The organism is Serratia proteamaculans, assembly GCF_008830365.1.
GTDB classification, from domain to species: domain Bacteria; phylum Pseudomonadota; class Gammaproteobacteria; order Enterobacterales; family Enterobacteriaceae; genus Serratia; species Serratia proteamaculans.
The window spans coordinates 756819-782157 of record NZ_WBKI01000002.1; the positions used below are offsets into that span (position 1 = coordinate 756819).

Genomic DNA, 25339 nt, shown 5'->3' on the forward strand with positions numbered 1-25339 from the left:
AAAACAAAATTACAGGGCCTTCATGGTACCTTTCGGCAGAACGGCCGCCACGAAGTCACGCTTGATCATCACTTCCGTGGTGTCGTTCAGCGCAATAGCGATAATGCCGGTGTCAGCCACTTTGGTCACGCGGCCAATCAGGCCACCGGTGGTCAGCACTTCATCACCCTTGCCGATCGAGTCCATCAGTTTCTTGTGCTCTTTAGCGCGTTTCTGCTGTGGACGCAGGATCATGAAATAGAAAATCAGGCCAAAAACCACCAGCATAATGATCAGAGAGTACGGGCTTCCCTGAGACGGAGCTCCTGCGGATGCGACGGCGTCAGAAATGAAAAAGCTCATTGAAATTCCCTCATTAAGTTATCAATTATTAATTCAAGCGTTTAAAGGTGGAATCGGTTTACCGATCCGACCGTAGAAATCCGCAACAAACAGCTCTAATTTACCCTGTTCAATGGCCTCGCGTAAACCCGCCATCAGGCGTTGGTAGTGACGCAGGTTATGAATGGTGTTCAATCGGGCACCCAGTATTTCGTTGCAACGATCGAGATGATGCAAGTAGGCGCGGCTGTAATTGCGACACGTGTAGCAATCACAGTCTTTATCCAGCGGAGAAGTATCATCCTTGTGCTTGGCATTACGGATTTTTACCACACCGTCAGTCACGAACAGATGACCGTTACGGGCATTACGCGTTGGCATCACGCAGTCGAACATGTCGATACCGCGACGCACGCCTTCAACCAGATCTTCCGGTTTGCCCACGCCCATCAGGTAGCGTGGCTTATCTTCCGGAATTTGCGGGCAAACATGTTCAAGAATGCGATGCATATCCTCTTTTGGCTCACCGACTGCCAAGCCGCCCACAGCGTAACCATCAAAACCGATATCCACCAGCCCTTTTACTGATACATCACGTAAATCTTCGTAAACACCGCCCTGAATAATGCCGAATAAAGCGTTCTTATTATTCAGTTCGTCAAAACGCTGACGGCTGCGCTGCGCCCAGCGCAGGGACATTTCCATCGAGCTCTTGGCGTAGTCCCAGTCTGCCGGGTACGGCGTACATTCGTCGAAGATCATGACGATGTCGGAACCCAGGTCATACTGGATTTCCATCGATTTTTCCGGGCTGAGGAACACTTTATCGCCGTTAATCGGATTACGGAAATGAACGCCTTCTTCTTTAATCTTGCGCATCGCGCCCAGGCTGAACACCTGGAAGCCGCCGGAGTCGGTGAGGATCGGGCCATGCCACTGCATGAAATCATGCAGATCGCCATGCAGTTTCATGATCTCCTGCCCTGGGCGCAGCCACAGATGGAAGGTGTTACCCAGCAGGATCTGCGCACCGGTCTCTTTCACTTCTTCCGGCGTCATGCCCTTTACCGTGCCGTAGGTGCCGACCGGCATAAAGGCTGGGGTTTCCACCACGCCACGTTCAAAAATCAGGCGGCCACGGCGGGCGCGGCCATCGGTTGTGTCTAATTCGTACTTCACAAAGCCTCCAGCATCAGAGAAACAGTCTGATGTCGTTAAAACAGGGTTGCGCCAGATGCGCAGCCCAGGAAATCAGGCGCCGACGGACTCTTGCTCCGCCTGCGGGTTACGGCTGATGAACATCGCATCGCCATAGCTAAAGAAACGGTACTGCTCGGCCACCGCCTGCTGATAGGCATGCATGGTGTTTTTATAACCGGCAAAGGCGGAAACCAGCATAATCAGCGTCGACTCCGGCAGGTGGAAGTTGGTCACCAGTGCGTCAACCACCTGATAGTGGTAACCCGGGAAGATAAAGATGCTGGTGTCGTCGAAGAACGGCGCAATCAATGCCTCTTTGCTGGCGTTGGCGGCGCTCTCCAGAGAACGTACCGAAGTGGTACCAACTGCCACCACACGCTTGCCGCGCGCTTTGCAGGCTAAAACTGCGTCAACCACCTCTTGCGGCACCTCTGCGTATTCGGCATGCATGACGTGCTCTTCGATGGTTTCCACCCGCACCGGCTGGAAGGTGCCCGCGCCCACGTGCAGGGTGACAAACGCCATCTCAATGCCCTTCTCACGCAGTGCAGCCAGCAGCGGCTCATCGAAGTGCAGCCCGGCGGTTGGTGCCGCTACGGCGCCCGGTTTCTCGCTGTAGACCGTCTGATAAAGTTCGCGGTCGGCGTCTTCGTCGGGACGATCGATATACGGTGGCAGCGGCATATGGCCGACGGCATTAAGGATAGTGAATACGTCGCGCTCATCATTAAAGCGCAGTTCGAACAGCGTATCGTGGCGGGCGACCATCGTCGCGGCGATGCTTTCGTCGTCACCCAGCAGCAAATCGGTACCCGGTTTGGGGGCCTTCGAGGCGCGAACGTGCGCCAACACCCGATGGTCGTCCAGCACGCGCTCAACCAGGACTTCAATCTTGCCGCCGCTGACCTTGCGGCCAAACAGGCGTGCCGGGATCACCCGGGTATTGTTGAACACCAGCAGATCGCCGGCTTCCAGGTTATCCAGCAAATCGGTGAATACGCCATGCTTAAGCTCCCCGCTCGGCCCGTCCAACTGCAGCAGACGGCAAGCGCTGCGTTCAGGTTGAGGGTAGTGGGCAATCAGGGACTCGGGAAGTTCAAACGAAAAATCGGCGACGCGCATGGCTCTATTCACTTCTTCATTGTATATACCCTATGAATTTCAAGTTGCAGTTAGGCGGCCAGCTTGCTCATCCCCGGGAGCTTACTGGAGTAAGTGACTGGGGTGGGTAAGTGCAGCCAACAACACTGCGGCTTGAAAGGCGACGGGTATGTTGGTCAAAAAAAACAGGCGGCCTAGTCTAAAGCTGCGGGCGGTCAGCGGCAAGAAATAAGGAGGATTTGCATGACTTCAGGTATAGTTGCCGAATGAATTTTCTCGCTCATCTCCATTTAGCCTCACTGGCGGAAAGCTCGTTGTTGGGCAATCTGTTGGCCGACTTCGTGCGCGGCAACCCCGCAGGCGAGTACGATCCCGCCGTGGTGGCCGGCATTATGATGCACCGCCGCATCGATGTTCTGACCGACAGTCTGCCGCAGGTAAAGGCCTGCCGCGCGTATTTCTCTGATGAGCACCGGCGCGTGTCCCCCATCACGCTGGACGTGGTGTGGGATCACTTCCTGGCGCGCCATTGGCAACAACTGGAGCCCTCTCTCAGCCTGCAGGGGTTTACCCAGCACGCCCGCAGCCAGATCGTGCCGCATTTAGCGCTGACGCCGCCGCGTTTTCAGAATTTGAACGGCTATTTATGGCCGGAACGCTGGCTGGAACGCTACGCCGAGCTGCCGTTTATCGGCAACGTGCTGGCAGGCATGGCCAGCCGTCGTCCGCGCCTTGCCGCACTGGCCGGTTCTTTCGCCGACGTGGAACGCAACTATCATCAGCTTGAAACACAATTCTGGCAGTTTTACCCGCAGATGATGGAGCAGGCCAAAGACAAGAAGCTGTAAGGTCAAGCCAAAGCCATTGAAAATGCGATGCTTTACAAGAAATTGCTTTTTAAGCCTTGCCCTTTTATGGGAAAAGGTTATTTTTAAAGACTGCTAAATTTAATCACCGACTTTGATAGGTGAAAGCTATCTCATTGATTGGTCTTTTACCCTTTCTTCACTAAGTCGTGGCCCCTATACTGGCCCTTGCTTTTACATCAACCCCTTAACACCTATTACAGGAGTAATTATGGTCCTGGTAACTCGTCAAGCCCCTGACTTCACTGCAGCTGCCGTACTTGGCAGTGGCGAAATCGTAGAAAACTTCAACTTCAAGAAGCACCTGAACGGCAAACCAGCCGTACTGTTCTTCTGGCCGATGGACTTCACCTTCGTATGTCCTTCTGAGCTGATCGCTTTCGATCACCGCTATGAAGAATTCCAGAAGCGTGGCGTTGAAGTGGTTGGCGTTTCATTCGACTCAGAATTTGTCCACAACGCATGGCGTAAAACCCCAGTCGAGAATGGCGGCATCGGGGAAGTGAAATACGCAATGGTTGCTGACATCAAGCGTGAAATTCAGAAAGCTTACGGCATCGAGCACCCAGAAGCAGGCGTTGCCCTGCGTGGTTCTTTCCTGATCGACAAAGACGGTGTGGTTCGCGCTCAGGTTGTTAACGACCTGCCAATCGGCCGTAACATCGACGAAATGATCCGTACCGTTGACGCGCTGCAATTCCACGAGCAACACGGCGAAGTTTGCCCGGCTCAGTGGGAAAAAGGCAAAGCAGGTATGGGCGCATCTCCGGACGGCGTAGCTAAATACCTGTCTGAGAACGCTTCCAAGCTGTAATTTCAGCCTGCAAGTGTATCAACCGGCCCTCGCGGCCGGTTTTTTTTGCCCTTTTTTAGGGCAACCGCCTCCATTGTGTGCTTCATTTCCTTGTTTCCGCTCACATTTACCCGGCTGTTCTCCGCGCTATCCCTAAACTCTGACTAGTATCAATAACGCTGGCCCGCTCTTTGCACAGCTGGAGAGGCAAGCCAAACACAATAAGAAAACTGACAGGGTAGGAATAACTATGTTTTTACAAAAATGGAGCAAACCGCTGACCATGGCGGCGCTGCTGGTCAGCAGCAGCCTGTATGCCGCATCCAATCCGGCGGTCGAAGCCAAAAACGGCATGGTAGTGACATCGCAACATCTGGCCTCGCAGGTCGGCGTGGATATCCTGAAGCTGGGCGGCAATGCGATTGATGCCGCCGTAGCCGTCGGCTATGCACAGGCAGTAGTTAACCCTTGCTGCGGCAACATTGGCGGTGGTGGTTTTATGACGGTGCACCTGGCCGACGGCACCGACACCTTTATCAACTTCCGTGAAACCGCGCCGGCAGCGGCCAGTGCCAATATGTATCTGGATGCCGCAGGCAACGTGAAGAAAGGCGCCAGCCTGTACGGCTATCTGGCTGCGGGCGTGCCGGGCACCGTGTTGGGCATGGAAACCGCACGCAAAAAATACGGTAAACTGAGCCGCGAGCAGGTCATGGAGCCAGCGATCAAACTGGCACGCGAGGGCTTTGTTTTGACCCGTGCCGATACCGATATCCTCGATACCACCATCGCACGCTTTAAACAGGATGCGGAATCTGCCCGGATCTTCCTGCACCCGGACGGCACGCCGTTGCAGCCGGGCGATCGCCTGGTGCAAAGCGACCTGGCCAATACGCTGGAGGCCATCGCCAAAGACGGCCCGGATGCCTTCTATAAAGGTAAAATTCCACAGGCGGTTGAGGCAGCAGCCAAACAGGGCGGAGGCATCCTGACCGCAGCCGATTTCGCCAATTACAAAGTCACCGAAACCCCACCGATTACCTGCAGCTATCGCGGTTATAAATTTGTTTCGGCCCCGCCACCCAGCTCCGGCGGCGTGACGCTGTGCGAAATCCTCAACGTGGTTGAAGGTTATGATCTAAAAAACATGGGCTTTAATTCGGCGGCGGCCATCCATACCATGACCGAAGCCATGCGCCACGCCTATATGGACCGTAATACCTACCTCGGCGACCCGGAGTTCATCAAGAACCCGATCGACAGACTGGTCAGCAAGAGCTATGCCGAAGAGATCCGCAAGAAAATCGTTGCGGACAAGGCCACGCCGTCTGAGAACGTGCAACCCGGTATGGAACCCCACGAGAAGCCGGAAACCACCCACTACTCGATTGTCGATCATCAGGGTAACGCCGTCTCCACCACCTATACCGTCAACGGTCGTTTTGGCGCGGTGGTGATCGCCCCGGGGACCGGCTTCTTCCTCAACGATGAAATGGACGACTTCACCGTCAAAGTGGGTGAGAAAAACCTCTATGGGCTGGTGCAGGGAACCGCCAACAGCATTGCCCCCGGTAAGCGCCCACTATCGTCAATGAGCCCGACTCTGGTGACCAAAGACAATAAAATCTTTATGGTACTCGGCTCGCCGGGCGGTTCGCGCATCATCACCATCACGCTGCAGACCGCACTGAACGTGATCGACCACGGCATGGCACCGCAGGAAGCTGTCGATGCGCCGCGCATTCACCATCAATGGCTGCCGGATGAGGTTTACTACGAACAGCGTGGGGTTTCTGCCGATACGCTGAAAATCCTCAGCGGTATGGGTTACAAAATGGTTGAACAAACCCCCTGGGGCGCTGCCGAACTGATTCTGGTTGGCCTGCCAGGTGCGGCAGGCGTCAGCCCGGCTAACTCAGGCAATGACTCTGCGGTGTCCGGCAAGGTGCGCGAAGGCTACCTGTACGGTGCCAACGACGTTCGTCGTCCGGCCGGTTCCGCCGTAGGTTATTGATCTAACTGGGCGTGTGAACGCCCACTAACTTATCCAGGGGTCGGAAAATCGGCCCCTGTCAGCCTTACCCTACCCGCCGCCACAGGCTCACCGATTCCTCGCCCAACTGCAGCGCGATAGCGTTCAGCTCATTATTCAACTCACCGTCCCCTTCCAGACGTTGCCATTGGCCTGCCGTCAGCAGTGGGCTGTGCGGCAACGTCACTTTGCCGCTCCCGCCACGTTGTAACGCCACCAACACCTGTTCCTGCTGATAAAGACGCACAAATATCAGTGTTTCTGCCGCAGCATGCAGCACCTGACAGCCGCCGCGACGCAGTGCCAGGCTCTGTTTACGCAGTGCTGCCATGCGCTGGCACAGGGCCAACAGACGCTGATCCCACTGGCTTTCGTCCCACGGGAAAGGCTTGCGGCAGAACGGATCGTTGGCACCATCCAGGCCAATTTCGTCGCCGTAATATAAGCAAGGCACGCCGATCCAGCACATCAGCCACACCGCCGCCATGCGCATCCGCGCCTGATTGCCCTGCAGCAGTGTCAGAAAGCGCGCAGTGTCATGACTGTCCAGCTGGTTAAACTGAATCAACTGGCGGCCATGCGGCAACCCGGCCCGGTAGTCGTCCATCCATTGGGCACAGTCCGCCGCATCCATCTGCACCGGGTGGTGCGCCACGTCCAGCCCGGCAAGGAAACCCCGCACCGGCAGGGCGAAGCCCATGTAGTTCATCGCGGCATCTTCCACACCGGCATGCAGCCAACGACGCGCATCGCCAAAATGCTCGCCCAGCACGTAAGCCTGCGGGTTTTCCTGTTTAACCGCCTGATAAATGCCCGCCAGATGTTGCAGGTTGCCGGTGGCGCCACCGTTTTCGCCCAGCATATGCACCACGTCCAGCCGCCAACCGTCAATGCTGTACGGCGGCCGCAGCCAGTGACGCACCACGCTACCGTCGCCGCGATAAATCGCCTCTGCCACCTGCGGCTCGGCAAAATTGAGCTTCGGCAGGCTGGCATTACCCTTCCAGTCGAGCGCGCGGCCATCGGGGTAGAAATTGAACCAGCCGCGGTACGGTGAATCGGGGTGATGGCAAGCACCGTTATCACTTTGCTGGTGGCGGTCAAACCACGGATGCGAATCACCGGTATGGTTAAACACCCCATCCAGCACCAGTTTCATTCCCACCTTGTGAGTACTCACTCGCAAACGCTGCAGGGCAGCGTTACCGCCGAGATAGGGATCGACCTGGTAATAGTCTTCGGTATCGTATTTATGCACGCTGGGTGCGGTGAAAATTGGATTCAGATACAGCGCCGTCACGCCCAGTTGCTGTAGATAAGGCAGTTTTTGGCTAATACCCTCCAAATCGCCACCGTAGAAGGTGGACGCGGCATGGTGGTCTTCCAGCGGATGCTGCCAATCGTGGCGCACTACATCGCAACCGGCCGCATGATGACGATAGCGGCCGTTCTGAATGCCATGTTCACCCCCGCTACTGGCAAAACGATCGGGGAAAATTTGATAGAAAACCTGATCCGCCACCCAGGCAGGGCTGCTGTCGGGCATATCGACAGCAAACTGTGCCAGTTGCCCCGGCGGCGTCACCGACCAGCCCTGGGGGCCGAACCATTGCTGACGATCGGCCCAAACCAGCTTGAAGCAGTAACGGCGGGTCGGTTCACCCTCATTCAGCGTCAGGTTGACCTGATAGCGATACAGCCCGTCAATCTGCTGTACTTTCATCGTCAGCAGCCATTCTTCATTATCCGGTTCGGCACGTAAAAATACCCGTTCGGGTAAATCCTCCCCCTGTAACCACAGCGTGATATCAAGGCGCTGCCCCTTCTTCACCACGAAGGGCGGGACCGGTTGATGCCAGGCGTTAAGCATGACTTTCCTCCTGCTGTACAAAACGAAATCGACGACGTTATTCAATGCCACGAACAATGCCACGTTGAGTGCCAGTCCCCCTCCTCTCTGGCCGGTAAACTCGGGGAGGAGCCGGGGGGTGGAGATAGTCGGTCAGCGGCAAACCTATGTAAAAAAGGGTAAAAAGACGCACATTATGGCCCGCAGCCATTAGGCTAACGTGTTTTGAGTGTATTGGATATTTTTTGCACATTTTTTAAAGGAGCGGTAATGCAACAACAGATAACCCTGTGGCTGGAGAAGTTCGGGCTGGAATTTAGCGGGGTGATGTCTCTGCTGATGGTGCTGGGGCTGATTGTCCTGATTTCGGTGGTGATCCATCTGGTGCTGCACCGCGTGGTACTGAAGGCGATCCAACGTCGTGGTCAGCAATCGCAGCGCGTATGGCAACAGGCAATCACCCAGTACAAGCTGTTCCAGCGCATGGCGCTGTTACTGCAAGGGGTGATCATTAATTTGCAGGCGGTGCTGTGGTTGCACTCTGGCGGTCAGACCCAGGCAATTATCGTCACCGCTGCCCAGGTGTGGATCATGGGATTCGCCCTGTTATCGTTGTTTTCCCTGCTGGATACGTTGTTGGCGATGCTGCGCCAAAGCCCGATTTCAAACCAGTTGCCGTTGCGCGGGATTTTCCAGGGGCTGAAGTTGGTCGCTGCCATTCTGATTGGCATCATGATCGTATCCCTGCTGATGGGTAAGTCACCTCTGCTGCTGCTCAGCGGTCTGGGGGCGATGACCGCCGTGCTGATGTTGGTGTTTAAAGATCCGATCCTCGGTCTGGTGGCCGGCATTCAGCTTTCCGCCAACGATATGCTGACCATTGGCGACTGGCTGGAGATGCCGAAATACGGCGCGGACGGTGCGGTCACCGACATCGGCCTGACCACGGTAAAAGTACGCAACTGGGATAATACCGTCACCACCATCCCGACCTACGCGCTGATCTCCGATTCCTTTAAGAACTGGCGCTCAATGTCCGAATCCGGCGGACGTCGCATCAAGCGCAGCATCAATATCGACACCACCAGCGTGCATTTCTTGTCGGACGAAGAGCAGCAACGGCTGAACCGCAACCCGCTGCTGCAACGCTATCTGAACGATAAAACGCAGGAGTTAAGCCAACATAACCAGCAGATTGCCGTCGATCTCAGTTCCCCCCTCAACGGCCGCCGCCTGACCAACCTGGGTACGCTGCGCGCTTATCTGGTGGCGTATCTGCGCGCCCACCCGAATATTCATCAGAATATGACGCTGATGGTGCGCCAGCTGGCCCCGCTGCCGGAAGGATTGCCACTGGAGATTTACGCCTTCACCAACACCACGGTCTGGGCTGAATACGAAAGTATTCAATCGGATATTTTTGACCATATTCTGGCGGTGATTAACGAATTCGATCTGCGGGTGCACCAAACGCCAACCGGCAACGACATGCGCAGCATGCTTAGCCAAGTGCGACAAACGACGGAGATTTCCTGACGCAGGCTGACGTAACTGTTTCAGCCGGTAATGACTATCAACCCAGGGGCAACGGATGTCTCGGTTCGCTTCTCTTTCGGCATAAAAACCGCGTTAATGCGTTGATTATCGCCCGCAGAAGGAAAAGAGGATTGCTGAAATCATTACGCCACCGGCTGTTTACCCTGCTGGCCACGCTGCTGTTTATTGGCTGCCTGCACAGCGCTTCACTGGACGAAAGCCGTATGAGTCGGACCTTGCAGCCGGCACTGAGCGCCCTGAGCAGCAATATGCAGGATATCCGCGAAGTTCTGGCTCGCGCAGCAGGAGAAGGGAAGGAAGAACGACTGAACGACAGCAGCCTGCGCATCGAAGCTCGCTCCTCCGGTGACGATGAGCCAGAGGAAAAACGTTAAACGAAAGAGGTTATAAAACAGTCAAATTCATTGCGTCATACGCGGCACAGAACTATGATGCGTATAGCGCAACACCCAAGGAGCCTTCAGGATGATAAAAAGCTTCAGGCATAAAGGACTAAAGAAATTTTTTGAAACCGGTTCAACGGCGGGTATCGATACCAAACAGGCGAAAAAAATCAGCCTCCGTTTGAGCGTCTTGGACCTGGCCAAGGAAATCAATGATGTGGCTCTCCCTGGTTTCTTTTTGCATTCGTTAACGGGCGATCGAATCGGGCTCTGGTCAATAACTGTAACCGGTAACTGGCGAATCACTTTTGAGCTGACAGAGGGTGACGTCTATATCGTTAACTATGAGGATTATCACTAATGACTCAAATGTTTAACCCGCCGCATCCCGGAGAACTGATAAAAGAAACCATGGAGACATTAAACCTCAGCGCTCGTGGTCTGGCTAAAGCGTTAGACGTAGCACCATCAACGGTACAGCGCCTTATTACCGGCAAATCGGATATTTCGCCAGAGATGGCTATCCGTTTGTCGATAGTTATCGGCAGCTCAGAACGGGTATGGATGGGAATGCAGGATGCTTACGACCTGTGGCACGCCAGACAATCTATCGATGTATCAAAACTACGTAAACTGGATTTTGCGTAACGGGCACTATTGAACTTACGATAAAAAAACACCGGCGCATGGCCGGTGTTTTTATTTTTAATCCTGCTGCTGCGCCAGCACCGCCAGCTTCTTCTGGTGGTTAAGCTTGAAGTAGTAACCCGCCAGCAACACCACGACCCAGACCAGACCGGCGTACAGTGATACGCGGGTGGTTGGGAAGTAGCCAATCAGACCGATGATAAACACCAGGAAGATGATCGCCACCACCGAGGTAAATACGCCACCGCGCAGCGGGAAGGCCAGGTTTTTCACCTGCTCTTTGCTCAGGCTGCGACGGAAGGCAATCTGAGAGAACAGGATCATGATCCACACCCACACGGTGGCGAAGGTCGCCAGTGAGGCAATCACCAGGAACACGTTTTCCGGCATGATGTAGTTGAGATACACCGCCAGCAGCAGTGCCAGCATCATCACCACTACCGTAACCCACGGAATACCGCGTTTGGAGACCTTGCTGAACATCTTCGGCGCGTGGCCCTGTTCGGCCATGCCGTGCAGCATGCGACCAACGCCAAACACGTCGCTGTTGATCGCGGACAGTGACGCAGTAATCACCACAAAGTTAAGGATGCCGGCCGCCACGGTAATGCCCATGTGCTGGAAGGTCAGCACGAACGGACTGCCGCTGGTGCCCACCTGGTTCCACGGGTAAATCGACATGATGACGAACAGTGTACCGACGTAGAACACCAGGATGCGCCAAGGTACTGAGTTGATGGCCTTGGGAATCGAGGTTTTCGGATCCTTGGCTTCGCCGGCGGTGATACCGATAATTTCGATACCGCCGTAGGCAAACATCACCAACTGCAGCGACAGGATCATGCCGATAAAGCCGTTACTGAAGAAGCCGCCGTTAGACCATAGGTTATGGATACCGGTCGGCTGACCACCGTTGCCAATCCCCCAAATGATGATGCCGATACCGGCAGCAATCATGATGATGATGGTGGCCACTTTAAAGAACGAGAACCAGAACTCCAGCTCACCGAACACCTTCACGCTCATCAGGTTGATGGCACCAATCACCAGCACCACGCTCAGTACCCAAATCCAGTGCGGTACCTCAGGGAACCAGACGCCCATATAGATACCAAAGGCGGTCACGTCGGCAATGGCGACAATCAGGATCTCAAAACAGTAGGTCCAACCGGTGATATAGCCGGCCATCGGCCCAAGGTAGTCCTGCGCATAGCGTGAAAACGAACTGGCCTGCGGGTTGTTGACCGACATCTCGCCCAGCGCACGCATGATGATAAAGGCGACGATGCCGCCAATCAGATACGCCAGCAAAACGCTTGGACCGGCCATTTTAATCGCGTCTGCCGAGCCGTAGAACAGACCGGTGCCGATAGCCGATCCCAGAGCCATAAAGCGAATGTGACGCGTGCTGAGACCGCGTTTCAGCTTATTGGCCGCGGGAGCGGCGGGTGACTGTTGTTGCATGAAAATAACCCGTGGTTTTTAAACGTAAAAAAGCCACGGACAAGTCCGTGGCCCAAAATTTAGCCGGGAAATCAGGAGTGCGCGGTCACTTCGGAGCGCGTACAAACCCGGTCATAAATCGCGACCAGCACCAGCATCAACAGCGACGGTGGCAACCATGCCAGTCCCTGATCCGCCAATGGCAGGTGATTGGTCCACTCCGGCAAGAAGTGCTGGAAGGTAGACGCTTTCACCGCGTCAAGGATACCAAACAACAGGCTGACTAACATTACCGGCGCAATGATACGCGGTGCGCTGTTCCACCAACGCAGGGTGAAACTCAGCACCACCAGCACGATACACGGCGGATAAATCGCGGTCAGCACCGGGATGGATATCTGGATCAGATGGCTCAGGCCCAGGTTGGAAACCAGCATCGAGAACAGCCCCAGAATGAACACCAGCGTCTTGTAAGAGAACGGCAGGTATTGGGCAAAGAACTCGGCGCAGGCGCAGGTCAGGCCGACCGCAGTTACCATACAGGCGATGAAGATCAGCGCCGCCAGGAAGAAACTGCCCAGCCCACCGAAAGTATTCTGTACGTAAGCATGCAGGATCACCGCGCCGTTGGTTGCATCAGGCACCAATACACCGCTGCCGGAACCCAGCTTGAACAGGCTCAGGTAAACCAGCGTCAGGCCCACACCGGCGATCAATCCCGCCAGAATAGTGTAACGCGTCAGCAATTTGGCATCCTTCACGCCACGGGAACGCGCGGCGTTAACAATGACGATGCCGAATACCAGCGCGCCCAGCGTATCCATGGTCAGATAGCCGTTAACGAAGCCGGTAGAGAATGGAACGTTCTGATAAACCTCGGTCGCCGGTATTGGCGTACCTGCAGGCCAGGCCAGCGCGGCGATGCCGAGCGCGCCCAGCGCAACAATTTTCAGCGGTGCCAATACGTGGCCCACGGTATCGAGCAGGCGGCCCGGATACAGAGAAATGCCGATCACCAGAGCGAAGTACACCAGACTGTAAATAAACAGCGGCATGGCGCCATCACCGGTCAGCGGTGCAATCCCCACTTCGAAGGAGACGGTCGCGGTACGCGGGGTGGCGAACAGCGGGCCGACAGCCAGATAGCATACAGTCGCCAGCAGCAGACCGGCGCGGCGGCCAATCGGCGTGCTCAGGGCGTCAATACCGCCACCGACGCGTGCCAGCGCAATCACGGTCATCACCGGCAGACCGACGGCGGTGATCAGGAAGCCGATAGCTGCGGTCCAGACGTGATCACCTGACTGTAAACCGACCATCGGCGGGAAAATAATATTCCCGGCGCCGACGAATAAGGCAAAGGTCATAAAACCCAATGCAATAATATCTTTTGACGTTAAACGATGACTCATACGATGTCGTGTTGCCTGTTCAAATGAAAAAAAGTGCCCGATACGTGGTGGCGTTATGCCCCACCCGGTTGCCGGCTTGCCATTTCATCGCGAGACCAATAAGAGCAGAAAACGCATAACGTCCGGCGTTTTGTCCTTATTCGAAAGTGACCACTCATGATGATGGGCAGAGTTTTAAGAGTTATAAATGGAGGTTTAGTCCGACAACGGAGGCTAAGTTAAACGTTTATAGCGTTGAAAGGCAAGGCGCATGACAAAAAGCAGAGTTATAGACCAGATAATCTTTCGGGGCCAGTCGATCATAGTGGCTATCAATAAATATACAATACATGATTTGTATCATTTTTGAGCGACACATTCACAAAACGTGAAGCCTAAAGCTAATGACCGCGCGAAAACGCCAATAAACAGCCAATTTCCGCGCGGTCTGGACGGAATGTTCGCCGTTACCAAACCTGTCGGGCGATGTTCACCACGCTTTGCAGTTTATTCCACTGCTGTGATTCACTCAGGCTGTTGCCCTCTTCGGTCGAGGCAAAACCGCACTGGGTGCTGAGGCAAAGTTGGCGGCGATCGACAAATTGCGCAGCCTCCTCAAGACGCTGTTTCACCTGCTCAGGATTTTCCAGCTCGCCGTTTTTGGTGGTGATCAACCCCAGCACCACCTGCTGTTTACCCGGTTTGATAAAACGTAACGGCTCGAACCCGCCGGAGCGCTCATTGTCGTACTCCAGGAAGAAGGCATCGATATTCACCTGACCAAACAAGATCTCCGCCACCGGCTCATAGCCGCCTTCGGAGATCCAGGTGGAGCGGAAATTGCCGCGGCAAACGTGTAAACCAATGATGAGATCGTCCGGCTTGTCGGCGATCGCTGCATTCAACACGTCCGCGTAAATACGCGCCAGGCGATCCGGATCTTCTCCGCGCTCGCGGATCTGCCGCCGTTGATCGTCCGAGCACAGATAGGCCCAAACGGTGTCATCCAGTTGCAGGTAGCGGCAGCCGGCGTCATAAAACGCCTTGATCGCGTCGCGGTAGGTCTGCGCCAGATCGTCAAAATAGGCGTTCAGATCCGGGTAAACCTGGCTGTCTATGGCCTTGCGCCCGCCGCGAAAGTGCAGCACGCTTGGACTGGGAATGGTCATTTTCGGCACCGCATCACCGGCGGTCGCCTTCAGGAACCGAAAATCTGCCAGCATCGGGTGTTGCTGGTTAAAACCCAGCTTACCGACCACCTTGATACTGCGCGCCCGGGTTTGCACGCCGTTGAACTGGATCCCCTGCTCCGCGTCATAACCTTCCACGCCGTCCAGCCCTTCCAGAAAATCAAAATGCCACCACGCCCGACGAAATTCGCCGTCGGTCACCACCGCCAGGCCAAGATCTTTCTGTTTGGCCACCGCCAGACGGATCTGCTCGTCTTCAACCGCACGCAGTTGGTCAGCATTAATTTCATCCCGCTGGAACTGTTGGCGAGCGGTCTTCAGCGCGTCAGGGCGCAACAGGCTGCCGACAACGTCAGCGTGAAAAGCGTGATTGCAATCGCACATATTTATGACTCCCGGTGGCAGGCAAAAGATCGGGCCTTTGCCTCAGTAATTTACGGTGTGAACTATTACGCTGGGTTACAATAGACATCCAGACGTCTAGAAATCCAATAAACAGCATGCTGTCATATCGACTGCTGGGCAGCAATAGAAGAAATTTCATCGGTAGTGAGAGAAATTCATGTTGGGCGCGTTGCCGCTCCCGGGAGAAGTTTATTTCAGGCCCAATGCCAGGCGGGTTTTCTTCAGGGTGGCCGACGGCAGCGGCAGATAGCCATCGTGGTTCACCAGGTTTTGTCCGGTGTCGGATAGCACACGATCGAGAAATGCGGCGGTCAGCGGCTCCAACGGCTGGTTGGGCGCTTTGTTGATATAAATGTACAGATAGCGTGACAACGGGTAGCTGCCGTTGCGCACGTTGGTGTCGTTAGGGATGACATAGTTTTCGCCGGACTCCGCCAGGGGCAACAGCCGCACGCCGCTGGCACGAAAACCGATGCTGGCGTAGCCGATACTGTTCAACGAACCGGCCACCGCCTGTACCACCGAGGCCGAGCCGGGCAATTCATTGACCCGTGGCATAAAGTCACCGCCACACAGCGCACGCAGTTTGAAGTAGCCGTAGGTACCGGATGCCGAATTGCGACCAAAGCGCTGTAGAGTGCGCTGCTGCCAATCGCCGCTCAGCCCCAGTTCTCCCCAGCGCGTCAACGGTCGGTTTTCGCCACAGCGTAGAGTCGCGGAGAAAATCCGGTCAAGCTGTTGCAGGTTAAGACCACGCAGCGGGTTGTCCTGATGCACCAGCACCACCAGCGCATCCACCGCAACCGGTACTGCCAGGGGGGCGTAGCCATAACGGTGTTCGAAAGCCGACACCTCCGCCGCTTTCATCGGGCGACTCATGGGCCCAAGCTGCGCGGCACCTGCCGCCAATGCAGTAGGCGCGGTCGAGGAACCTGCGGCCTGGATCTGTAAATTAACGTTGGGGTAATGCTGACTGAAGTCCTGCCCCCACAGCGCCATCAGATTGGCCAATGTATCGGAACCGACGCTCGACAGGTTGCCGGACAGCATGCCATCCGGCTGTGCTAACGCGCCACGGCTCGCCAGCAGCGCCAGGCAAAGCAACAGCCCTCGGGTCATTCGGTTCATACCAGCCTCTCCGCGTTAATTTTTCACCGCATTCTCTGACAAAGCTGCGGGAACAATCAACCGGTTAGGCAAGGTAAAGATGAATCGGGTGCCAATACCCTGCTCACTGAGGATCTCCAGCCGCGCGTCGTGGTGGCTGAGGGCATGCTTGACGATCGCCAGCCCCAGTCCACTGCCACCGGTCTGGCGTGAACGGGCCTTGTCGACGCGATAGAAGCGTTCGGTCAGGCGCGGAATATGCTCGGCAGCGATGCCCGGCCCATTATCACTGACCTGGAACTGCGCCCCGTTTGGCGTCTGCTGCCAGCTCACCTCAATATTGGTGCCGTTCGGCGTATGATTGACGGCGTTATACACCAGGTTTGATACCGCACTGCGCAGTTGGTCGTCGTTACCGAAGACCTTGAGCTGCTCGTTCACCCGAAAAGTAATCTCATGGTTGCCCCCGCTCAGCGACTGAGCTTCGCGTTGCAGCACCCGTAGCATCAGCGGGATATCGACCCGTTCGTTCATTTCGACATTAGGCGCTGCCTCAATCCGCGACAGCGTCAGCAACTGCTTGACCAGCCCGTCCATTCGTCGGGTCTGCTCCTGCATGGTGCCCAGCGCCTTGCCACGCAGCGAGCCATCCAGCTCTTCGTCGCTCATCATCTCCAGATAGCCCTGCAACACCGTCAACGGAGTGCGAAGCTCGTGGCTGACGTTAGCGAAGAAGTTGCGTCGCGCACCTTCCAGTTGGCGCATCTGGGTGACATCACGCGCCACCATCAGCAACTGCCCTTCGGAATAAGGCATCACACGAAATTCGACGTAATGTTCATTGTTCAACTGCAAGGTTAACGGCCGGGAGAACTCCTGCTGTTGCAGATAGTGGCTGAACTCCGGGTAACGCAGCAGGTTAAGGATGTGCTGACCATTGTCTTCCGGCCAGCGGAAACCCAACAGATGCTGCGCTAAACCGTTACACCAGAAGATATTGCCTTCGACGGTGGTCATCACCACCGCATCGGGCAGCGATTCCGCCCCGCTGCGGAAACGTTTGATCAACAGCGCCAGCTCACGACGCCGGCGACGGTTGCGCTGCTGCATCTGGTACAGGCCGTAAAACAGCGGTTCCCAACTCCAGCGGCCAGGGGGTGGTGTCATGCTGCGGTCAACCCACAGCCAGTGGGAAAGTTTGAGTTGGTTGTAGAAATTCCATACCAGCGCCGCCAGCACGGAGGCCAGCAGCAACCAAGGCAGATAGCCGAAAAGCAGCCCCAGCAGTAACGCAGGCAGGCAGAAAAGAGCCAGCTCCAGGGCCAGCCTCTTCCAGGATAGACGTTCTAGCACGGCATATTCTCCAGCGCGGCGCGATCAGTAGCGCGTTGAGAATCGGTAGCCGGTGCCCCGAACGGTTTGAACCATTTTGTCATGACCACTGGTCTCTAACGCCTTACGGAGTCGACGGATATGCACGTCAACGGTGCGGTCTTCCACATAAACGTTAGTGCCCCAGACGTGATTAAGCAACTGTTCGCGGCTATAAACACGCTCAGGATGGGTCATAAAGAAGTGCAGTAATTTGAACTCGGTCGGCCCCATATCCAGCGCCTGTTCGTTAGCCATCACCCGGTGTGAAGAAGGATCCAGGCTCAGCCCTTGCATTTCAATCACTTCCTCCACCGCCATCGGTGAAATACGGCGCATGACCGCCTTGATGCGTGCCACCAGTTCCTTTGGCGAGAAGGGTTTGGTGATGTAATCATCCGCCCCGACTTCCAGACCACGTACCCGGTCTTCTTCTTCACCGCGGGCAGTCAGCATCATCACCGGAATATCTCGGGTCAGCGCTTCACGCTTCATATGTTTGATAAACTGAATGCCGGAGCCTCCGGGTAACATCCAGTCGAGCAACACTAAATCAGGGAACGGCTCAGACAGGCGCGTCACTGCGCTGTCATAATCCTCAGCTTCCAACGGTTGGTAACCATTCTGTTCCAACACAAAGCACACCATCTCACGGATCGGCGCTTCGTCTTCCACCACCAGTATGCGTCTTGCCATCGTCAATCCTGCCAATGTGTTAGCGATCACAGTTGATTGCGGGCGCCATTATGCGTCAGTTTTGTGACAGATTTATGAAATAAATAGCCATGACAAAACCTGCCTGTTGTAGGCAGTAAGCATAGCGATTATTTCTAGTCACGCAGAAACATCATATTCCCTTTATAATCCCTGCCATTACTCTATCGCCCTGGGAGTGTCATGCGCCTGATCCACACCTCTGACTGGCATCTTGGCCAGTATTTTTTCACCAAAAGCCGTGCCGCCGAACATCAGGCTTTTCTGCGCTGGCTGATCGAGCAGATCGAACAACAGCAGGTGGATGCGCTGATCGTCGCCGGAGATCTGTTCGATACCGGCTCGCCGCCAAGTTATGCCCGCGAGCTGTATAACCGTTTTGTGGTCGAGCTGCAGCACACCGGCTGCCAGTTGGTGGTGTTGGGCGGCAACCACGACTCCGTGGCAACCTTAAATGAATCACGTGAATTGCTTTCTTGCCTGAATACCACCGTGATTGCCAACGCACAGAGCGAAACCGAACAGCAAATCCTGGTGCTGAATCAGCGCGACGGCCAGCCGGGTGCGGTGCTGTGCGCCATCCCGTTCCTGCGCCCGCGTGATTTGCTCACCAGCCGCGCCGGGGAATCCGGGGTACAAAAACAGCAGGCGCTGCAAGAGGCCATCGCCGACCATTATCAAACGCTGTATCAGGCGGCCTGTGCACGCCGTGACGCGCTGGGCTTGCCCCTGCCGATTGTTGCCACCGGCCACCTGACCACCGTGGGTGTCACCACCTCCGACTCGGTGCGCGATATCTATATTGGCACGCTGGATGCCTTTCCGGCACAGGCCTTCCCACCGGCCGACTACATCGCGCTGGGGCACATTCACCGTGCGCAGAACGTCGCAAAATCCGAACATATTCGCTACAGCGGCTCGCCGATCCCACTCAGTTTTGACGAGTTGGGCAAGGCCAAAAGCGTGTTTATGGTGGATTTCAGCGCGGGTGTCCTGCAACAGGTCAGCGCGCTGGAGATCCCCAGCTTCCAGCCCATGCAGCTTATCAAGGGCAATTTGGCACAGATCGAGCAACAATTGCAGCAGTTCGCCGATTATCAGGGTGAATTACCGGTGTGGCTGGATATCGAAGTCGCAACGCAGGATTACCTTAGCGACATTCAGCGCCGCATCCAGCTCCTGGCCGATCAGCTGCCGGTAGAAGTGGTGCTGTTGCGCCGCAGCAAAGAACAACGCCGCCAGGCGATTGAACAGCAGGACAAAGAAACGCTGAACGAACTGAGCGTCAATGAGGTGTTCGAACGGCGGCTGGCACAGGAGCCTGAAATGGCTGAAGAACGTCGGCAACGAATGAGCCAAATGTTCCAGCAGGTGGTCGAGGCCGTACAGCATAACGACCAGGAGCCGAGCCAATGAAAATTCTCAGCCTGAGATTAAAAAACCTCAATTCATTGCAGGGCGAATGGAAGATCGACTTCACCGCCGAACCCTTTGCCAGTAATGGGTTGTTCGCCATCACCGGGCCCACCGGCGCGGGCAAAACTACCCTGCTGGATGCCATCTGTCTGGCGTTGTACCACCAAACGCCACGCCTTAACGTTACGCCAAGCCAAAACGAGCTGATGACGCGCCACACCGCCGAATCGCTGGCTGAGGTCGAATTTGAAGTTAAAGGCGTCGGCTATCGTGCTTTCTGGAGCCAACGACGCGCCAAAAACGCCCCGGACGGCAATTTGCAGGCACCAAAGGTCGAACTGGCGCTGCGTGAAGACGGCAAGATCCTGGCAGACAAAGTGCGCGACAAGCTGGATATGACCGCCGCGATCACCGGCTTGGATTTCGGCCGCTTTACCAAATCGATGATGCTGTCCCAGGGGCAGTTCGCCGCCTTCCTCAATGCCGACGCCAACGATCGCGCCGAACTGTTGGAAGAGCTGACCGGCACCGAGATCTACGGCCAGCTTTCCGAGCGGGTTTTCGAACAGCATAAGCAGGCCAAGGCCGACCTGGATGCACTGCACCAACGCGCCAGCGGCATTGAACTGCTGAATGACGAACAGCGTCAGCAGCTTGAAAACCAATTAATTGAGCTGGGGACGCAGGAAAATACCCTTAGCGGACAGACCCGCCAGCAGCAGCAGGCGCTGAACTGGTTACAGCAGTGGCAACAGACGCAACATAAGCAGCAGGAATACCAACGCCAGTTGAGCGCTGCACAGCTGGAACAGGCCGCGGCCGAACCGCAACTGCAGCAGTTAGCGCGCAGCGAGCCGGCAGAAAAACTGCGACCGCTGCTTAACGAACGTAACCGCTGCCGCCACGATCAACAGACGCTGCAACAGCAGATCGCCCAGTTGACGCAGCAGCAGGCGCAACAGCTTGCGCAGATGGCGCCGTTGCAGCAGGCGGTAGAACAAGCGCGCGCGCAATTGCAGACGCATGTTGAACACCAGCAGACCCAACAGCGTGTGATCGACGAGCACGTGGTTCCGCTCGATAACCAGATCGCCCAGTGGCAGAAAACCCAGGCCGAACTGCAACAGGCCTGCACTAACGCCATCCAGCAATACGCACTGCAAAAAGCGGAGCTGGAAAAGCTCGAGCTTCAGCGAGCCCAGTTAACCGCACAGGCCGAACAGCATCAGGAAAAGCTTAACGGTCTCACCGACGCGCTGGCAACGCAGCAACAGCTGCAAAATACGCTGGAAGCCCAGTCCCCGCTGGCTGCGCTGCGTCAGCGTCAGACCGAATTGGCCGAGCTGCGCCCGGTGCGCCAGCAGTTATTCGCCCTCTCCTCGCTGTTCAGCCAGGTCAGCGAGCGGCTGGAGCAACAGCGTAAAGAATTTGCCGCCCGGCAGACGCAACTCGGCGATCATGAAAAGCAGCTCGAAGAGACGCGACAGCAGTATAAACAACAAAAAGCCCACCAGTTGGACGTGGAAAAAGCCCTCGAGCTGGAACAGCGCATTGTCAGCCTGGAGGCCGAACGCACTCGTCTGCAAACCGGTGAACCCTGTCCGCTGTGCGGTTCCAGCAGTCATCCTGCCATTGAACAGTATCAGGCGGTAAAACCTTCTGAGACCGCATTGCGCCTGGCCCAGATGCGCGTTACAACCGAGGCTTTGTATACTCAGGGCACCGAGCTGCGCACCCGTTGCGAAAGCCTGAAAGAACAGCAACAGCGCCAACAGCAACTCATCGCGCAAGACGAGCAACAGCTAGCCGCACACCTGCAGCAGTGGCAAACTCTCAGCACACCGCTGGCGTTTGATTTTGCCCTGCAGGATGCCGAACGTCTGAGCCAGTGGCTGAACGCCTGCGACAGCGAAGAACGTCTGGGTCAGGCCGCTCTGCTGCAACACGAGCAGGCGTCGCGCGCCGTGCAACAGGCCAAAGACCAATTGGCCGCACTGCAAACACAGCAGCAGCAGGCGCAACAAGACAAGGCGCGGCTGGACGAGCGTTTCACCCTGCTGGAGAGAAGCCACACCGAAGCCCAGTTGCAACAGCAGCGTTTGCAGCAGCAGTGGCAGGAGGGTGAACAAGCCCTCAGTGAACAACGTGCACAGAGGCTGGCCCTGTTTGGCGAACAGCAAATCACGCAGGTGCGCGAACAATTACGCGCCCGCCAGACGGCCTGTGAGCAGGCCAGCCAGCAGGCTAACGAACAATGGCAGAAAGCCCAGGAGCAACGCGATCGTCTGAGTGGCCAGTTGGCCGTACTACAGCAGCAACTGCTGCAACAGACCGAGCGGTTGCAGCAGGCAGAGCAAGAGTGGCTACAGGCGCTGGCCGCCAGTGAATTCAGCGACGAGGCCGCCTTTAGCGCCGCGCTGTTGGATGACCACCAGCGTCAGCAATTGCAACAGCGTAAAGAGCAGTTGCAACAGCGTCAGGTTGAAGCCAGCGCCCTGCTGGCCCAGGCCACAGACAGCCTGCAACAGCACCAACAACAGCGCCCTGAAGGGCTGGATGAGAGTCAGGTCGATCCTCAGACCCTGAGCCAGAGTCTGGAAGCGCTGGCACAGCAGTTAAAAACCCTGCAGCTACGCCAGGGTGAGGTGCGCAATCAGTTAGAAAGCGATGCCGCGCGCCGCATCAATCAGCAGTCGCTGTTTGAGCAAATCAGTCAAAGCCAGAGTCAGTACGACGACTGGAGCTATCTCAACCAGCTCATCGGCTCCAAAGAGGGGGACAAATTCCGCAAGTTTGCCCAGGGGCTGACGCTCGATCATCTGGTGTATCTGGCAAATAACCAGCTTGGGCGGCTGCATGGGCGCTACCTGCTGCAACGCAAAACCAGCGACGCGCTGGAATTGCAGGTGGTGGATACCTGGCAGGCGGATGCGCTGCGCGATACCCGCACCCTGTCCGGCGGTGAAAGCTTCCTGGTAAGCCTGGCGCTGGCATTGGCGCTGTCCGATCTGGTCAGCCACAAGACCAGCATCGACTCGCTGTTCCTCGACGAAGGCTTTGGTACTCTGGATGCAGAAACCCTGGATACCGCGCTGGACGCACTCGACAGCCTGAACGCCTCCGGGAAAACCATTGGCGTAATCAGCCACGTTGAAGCCATGAAAGAACGCATTCCGGTGCAGATTAAGGTGAAAAAGGTTAACGGTCTCGGCATCAGCCGGCTGGAGCCGCAGTTCCGCCTGGAATAATGCTGCACTGACTAAGAAATGTGACCGCGGCGGCAGTCCCCGGCTAAAAGCATTGAGCCAACGCTAGCAAGGGTTATGATGCGGCTAATAACAGGATTGTTACTGTATACCCGTCGCCTTTCAAGCCGCAGCTTGAAATTCATAGGGTAGAGATATTTAAATACAGGCAAAACCTGACGCACGGGATCGCTCCTGTGCGTCAGGTTTTTTCGTTTTCAGCATGCTGAAACATCCGGGAATAGCCATGAAGATCGAAAAAATACTCAATAATAACGTGGTGATTACGCTGGACGATCGTCAGGAAGAAACGGTCGTCATGGGGAAAGGTATTGGTTTTAAAAAGAAGGCCGGCGATCCACTGGACGAAAGCCTGATCGAGAAGATCTTTACCCTAAACGGCAGCGAAATGGCCGAGCGCTTTAAAACGCTGCTGTCGGAGATCCCGTTGGCCTGCGTGACCACCGCCGACAAGATCATCACACTTGCCCGCCAGCGTCTGCCGGGCAAGTTGCACAACATCGTCTATATCACGCTGACCGATCATATCCACTTTGCGCTGCAGCGCCACGCGCAAGGGCTGGACATTAAAAACGTGTTGCTGTGGGAAATCAAAAAACTCTACCCGGCGGAGTTTGCCGTCGGGCTGGAAGCGCTGGCGCTGATCGCTCAACGGCTGGGCACCGCCCTGCCGGAAGACGAGGCCGGGTTTATCGCCCTGCACCTGGTCAACGCCCAACTGAATGACGAAATGCACAACACCCTGCACATCACCCGGGTGATGCAGGAGATCCTGAACATCGTCAAATATCACTTCCGTTTTGACTACAACGAAGAAGCCCTGAGCTATCACCGTTTTGTCACCCATCTGAAGTTCTTCGCGCAGCGCCTGCTGGGGAAAAACTACGTCGACAGCAACGACGATTCGCTCTATCAGGTAGTGAAAGAAAAATACCGCGAGTCCTTCGCCTGCTCAGGCAAGATTAACCAACACATCGAAAAAAATTACCAACACCAGCTAACCAGCGAAGAAATGATGTTCCTGACTATTCATATCGAACGGGTACGCAGCGAAAGCGAAGTGAAATAGATCTAGCGCCGGGCGTCAAACACCCGGATGCCATACTGCGGGAAAGCGGCATCGGCGGAAATCAACGTCAGCCCTTCGGCCTGCGCCTGAGCGATCAACATGCGATCAAAAGGATCCTGATGATGCGGCGCGATCTCCTTAGCTAAGTTAGCTGAAGCACAGATGGGAGTCTAATTTTTGTACAGGGAATTGATTGAAGCGCGAGCGGGCCCGCGCTTTTTTGCAACAGTTACAGCTGTGGCCACAACCAGGCCGCGCCGCGCACGCCACTGGAGTCGCCGTGGACGGCCTTGCGGATCGGGGTTTCACATTCGCCGCCGAATACCCAGGATTTCACTAACTGCGGCACCCGCTGATACAGACGATCCACATTGCTCATCCCGCCGCCCAACACCACCACGTCCGGATCAAAAATATTGATCACGTGCGCCAGCGACTTCGCCAGCCGCAGCTCGTAACGGCTGATGGCTTGCTCCGCCAACCTGTCCCCTTGCTTCACCAACGTCATGATTTCATGCCCTTTCAGCGGGTTGCCGCTCAAACGTGCATAGTCGGTGGCAAAACCGGTACCGGAGATAAAGGTTTCAATACAGCCCTGCTTTCCACAGTAACATGGGACCTCTGCGCGAAAACGCAGCTCGTCCTCATCCAACCACGGCAGCGGGTTATGCCCCCACTCGCCAGAGATACCGTTCCCGCCCGAGTGTGCCTGGCCGTTGATCGCCACTCCAGCACCGCAACCGGTGCCGATAATCACCGCAAACACGGTTTGCTTGCCGGCGGCAGCGCCATCGGTGGCTTCCGATACCGCCAGACAGTTGGCATCGTTAGCAATACGGACTTCGCGCGCCAACATCGCTGACAGGTCTTTATCCAGCGGTTGGCCGTTGAGCCATACCGAGTTGGCATTTTTGACCAGCCCGGTATAGGGCGACAGCGTGCCGGGGATACCCACGCCGACCGAGCCTTGCTGGCCGGTGTTTTCTTCTGCCAACGTCACCAGACCGGTAATCGCATCCAGCGTTTGCTGGTAGTCATGGCGCGGCGTAGCGATGCGATGGCGGAACAGTTCCTGCCCATCGTTAGCCAACGCGATCACTTCAATTTTGGTGCCACCCAGGTCAATACCAATGCGCACGATTTTTCTCCTCAATGCACCACAACGTTGTCACAGCCTAATATATTCAGTTACCAGGATCACTCAATCAGCGCCGAGT

21 protein-coding genes and 1 pseudogene are annotated in these 25339 nt (G+C 56.0%); 10 read left to right on the forward strand and 12 right to left on the reverse strand.

Annotation, left to right across the window (positions count from 1 at the left end):
* Positions 1–9 precede the first annotated feature (9 nt).
* From yajC to queA, 3 genes are all read right to left on the reverse strand, one after another.
* A complete protein-coding gene (gene yajC, locus F8R23_RS12600) occupies positions 10–342 on the reverse strand; it encodes a preprotein translocase subunit YajC (RefSeq protein WP_012005503.1) in 333 nt (110 codons plus the stop codon).
* A gap of 33 nt (positions 343–375) precedes the next feature.
* Entirely contained in the window at positions 376–1500 is a 1125-nt protein-coding gene (gene tgt / locus F8R23_RS12605) for a tRNA guanosine(34) transglycosylase Tgt (RefSeq protein WP_085115431.1), read from the reverse strand.
* Between the two features lie 72 nt (positions 1501–1572).
* Positions 1573–2643 carry a tRNA preQ1(34) S-adenosylmethionine ribosyltransferase-isomerase QueA gene (gene queA, locus F8R23_RS12610; protein ID WP_151415681.1) on the reverse strand — a complete coding sequence of 357 codons (1071 nt, stop codon included), beginning with the start codon at positions 2641–2643 and terminating at the stop codon, positions 1573–1575.
* Between the two features lie 245 nt (positions 2644–2888).
* Here queA and F8R23_RS12615 point away from each other — a divergent pair, with 245 nt between their 5' ends.
* From F8R23_RS12615 to ggt, 3 genes are all read left to right on the forward strand, one after another.
* A complete protein-coding gene (locus tag F8R23_RS12615; RefSeq protein WP_129935985.1) occupies positions 2889–3470 on the forward strand; it encodes an ACP phosphodiesterase in 582 nt (193 codons plus the stop codon).
* Between the two features lie 229 nt (positions 3471–3699).
* Entirely contained in the window at positions 3700–4302 is a 603-nt protein-coding gene (locus F8R23_RS12620) for a peroxiredoxin C (protein ID WP_012005499.1), read from the forward strand.
* A gap of 229 nt (positions 4303–4531) precedes the next feature.
* Positions 4532–6295 carry a gamma-glutamyltransferase gene (ggt, locus tag F8R23_RS12625; RefSeq protein WP_129939026.1) on the forward strand — a complete coding sequence of 588 codons (1764 nt, stop codon included), beginning with the start codon at positions 4532–4534 and terminating at the stop codon, positions 6293–6295.
* Between the two features lie 64 nt (positions 6296–6359).
* Here the strand turns inward: ggt and malZ are convergent, their stop codons facing one another.
* A complete protein-coding gene (gene malZ / locus F8R23_RS12630; RefSeq protein ID WP_151415682.1) occupies positions 6360–8183 on the reverse strand; it encodes a maltodextrin glucosidase in 1824 nt (607 codons plus the stop codon).
* A gap of 249 nt (positions 8184–8432) precedes the next feature.
* On the opposite strand from malZ, the gene F8R23_RS12635 reads away from it, so the two are divergent.
* The 4 genes from F8R23_RS12635 (at position 8433) to F8R23_RS12650 (ending at position 10750) form a co-directional block, all read left to right on the forward strand.
* Positions 8433–9698 carry a mechanosensitive ion channel family protein gene (locus F8R23_RS12635; RefSeq protein ID WP_129939028.1) on the forward strand — a complete coding sequence of 422 codons (1266 nt, stop codon included), beginning with the start codon at positions 8433–8435 and terminating at the stop codon, positions 9696–9698.
* A 131-nt stretch (positions 9699–9829) separates the two neighbouring features.
* A complete protein-coding gene (locus F8R23_RS12640; protein ID WP_129935993.1) occupies positions 9830–10093 on the forward strand; it encodes a hypothetical protein in 264 nt (87 codons plus the stop codon).
* Between the two features lie 91 nt (positions 10094–10184).
* A complete protein-coding gene (locus F8R23_RS12645; RefSeq protein WP_129935995.1) occupies positions 10185–10463 on the forward strand; it encodes a type II toxin-antitoxin system RelE/ParE family toxin in 279 nt (92 codons plus the stop codon).
* Entirely contained in the window at positions 10463–10750 is a 288-nt protein-coding gene (locus F8R23_RS12650) for a HigA family addiction module antitoxin (protein ID WP_112363951.1), read from the forward strand. The genes F8R23_RS12645 and F8R23_RS12650 overlap by 1 nt, the downstream gene beginning before the upstream one ends.
* A 57-nt stretch (positions 10751–10807) precedes the next feature.
* On the opposite strand, the gene proY is transcribed toward F8R23_RS12650, so the two are convergent.
* From proY to phoB, 6 genes are all read right to left on the reverse strand, one after another.
* Positions 10808–12214, reverse strand: coding sequence for a proline-specific permease ProY (gene proY, locus F8R23_RS12655; protein WP_129935997.1), 1407 nt, complete (start codon positions 12212–12214; stop codon positions 10808–10810).
* Between the two features lie 71 nt (positions 12215–12285).
* The gene (brnQ, locus tag F8R23_RS12660) at positions 12286–13605 is read right to left on the reverse strand and encodes a branched-chain amino acid transport system II carrier protein (protein WP_112347721.1); all 1320 of its coding nucleotides are present in this window, start codon (positions 13603–13605) and stop codon (positions 12286–12288) included.
* A 446-nt stretch (positions 13606–14051) separates the two neighbouring features.
* A complete protein-coding gene (locus F8R23_RS12665) occupies positions 14052–15158 on the reverse strand; it encodes a cobalamin-independent methionine synthase II family protein (protein ID WP_129935999.1) in 1107 nt (368 codons plus the stop codon).
* A gap of 210 nt (positions 15159–15368) precedes the next feature.
* A complete protein-coding gene (locus F8R23_RS12670) occupies positions 15369–16307 on the reverse strand; it encodes a PstS family phosphate ABC transporter substrate-binding protein (protein ID WP_129939030.1) in 939 nt (312 codons plus the stop codon).
* A 15-nt stretch (positions 16308–16322) separates the two neighbouring features.
* Positions 16323–17639 carry a phosphate regulon sensor histidine kinase PhoR gene (gene phoR / locus F8R23_RS12675; protein WP_112347724.1) on the reverse strand — a complete coding sequence of 439 codons (1317 nt, stop codon included), beginning with the start codon at positions 17637–17639 and terminating at the stop codon, positions 16323–16325.
* 24 nt (positions 17640–17663) lie between these two features.
* On the reverse strand, positions 17664–18353 hold the full coding sequence (gene phoB / locus F8R23_RS12680) for a phosphate response regulator transcription factor PhoB (RefSeq protein ID WP_020825449.1): 690 nt from the start codon (positions 18351–18353) through the stop codon (positions 17664–17666).
* 201 nt (positions 18354–18554) lie between these two features.
* Between phoB and sbcD the strand changes: the two genes are divergently transcribed.
* From sbcD to licT, 3 genes are all read left to right on the forward strand, one after another.
* Complete coding sequence (gene sbcD, locus F8R23_RS12685; RefSeq protein WP_129936002.1) at positions 18555–19787, forward strand: exonuclease subunit SbcD; 1233 nt, start codon at positions 18555–18557, stop codon at positions 19785–19787.
* Positions 19784–23035 carry an exonuclease subunit SbcC gene (gene sbcC / locus F8R23_RS12690; protein WP_129936004.1) on the forward strand — a complete coding sequence of 1084 codons (3252 nt, stop codon included), beginning with the start codon at positions 19784–19786 and terminating at the stop codon, positions 23033–23035. Before sbcD ends, sbcC begins: the two co-directional genes overlap by 4 nt.
* 244 nt (positions 23036–23279) lie before the next feature.
* Positions 23280–24122, forward strand: a complete 843-nt coding sequence (licT, locus tag F8R23_RS12695) for a BglG family transcription antiterminator LicT (RefSeq protein ID WP_129936006.1) — start codon at positions 23280–23282, stop codon at positions 24120–24122.
* A gap of 2 nt (positions 24123–24124) precedes the next feature.
* Here licT and F8R23_RS12700 read toward each other — a convergent pair.
* Together F8R23_RS12700 and mak are read right to left on the reverse strand one after the other, a co-directional pair.
* A pseudogene (locus F8R23_RS12700) lies at positions 24125–24265 on the reverse strand (PIN domain-containing protein); the annotation flags it as partial.
* Between the two features lie 86 nt (positions 24266–24351).
* The gene (gene mak, locus F8R23_RS12705) at positions 24352–25260 is read right to left on the reverse strand and encodes a fructokinase (protein ID WP_129936008.1); all 909 of its coding nucleotides are present in this window, start codon (positions 25258–25260) and stop codon (positions 24352–24354) included.
* Between the last annotated feature and the right edge of the window lie 79 nt (positions 25261–25339).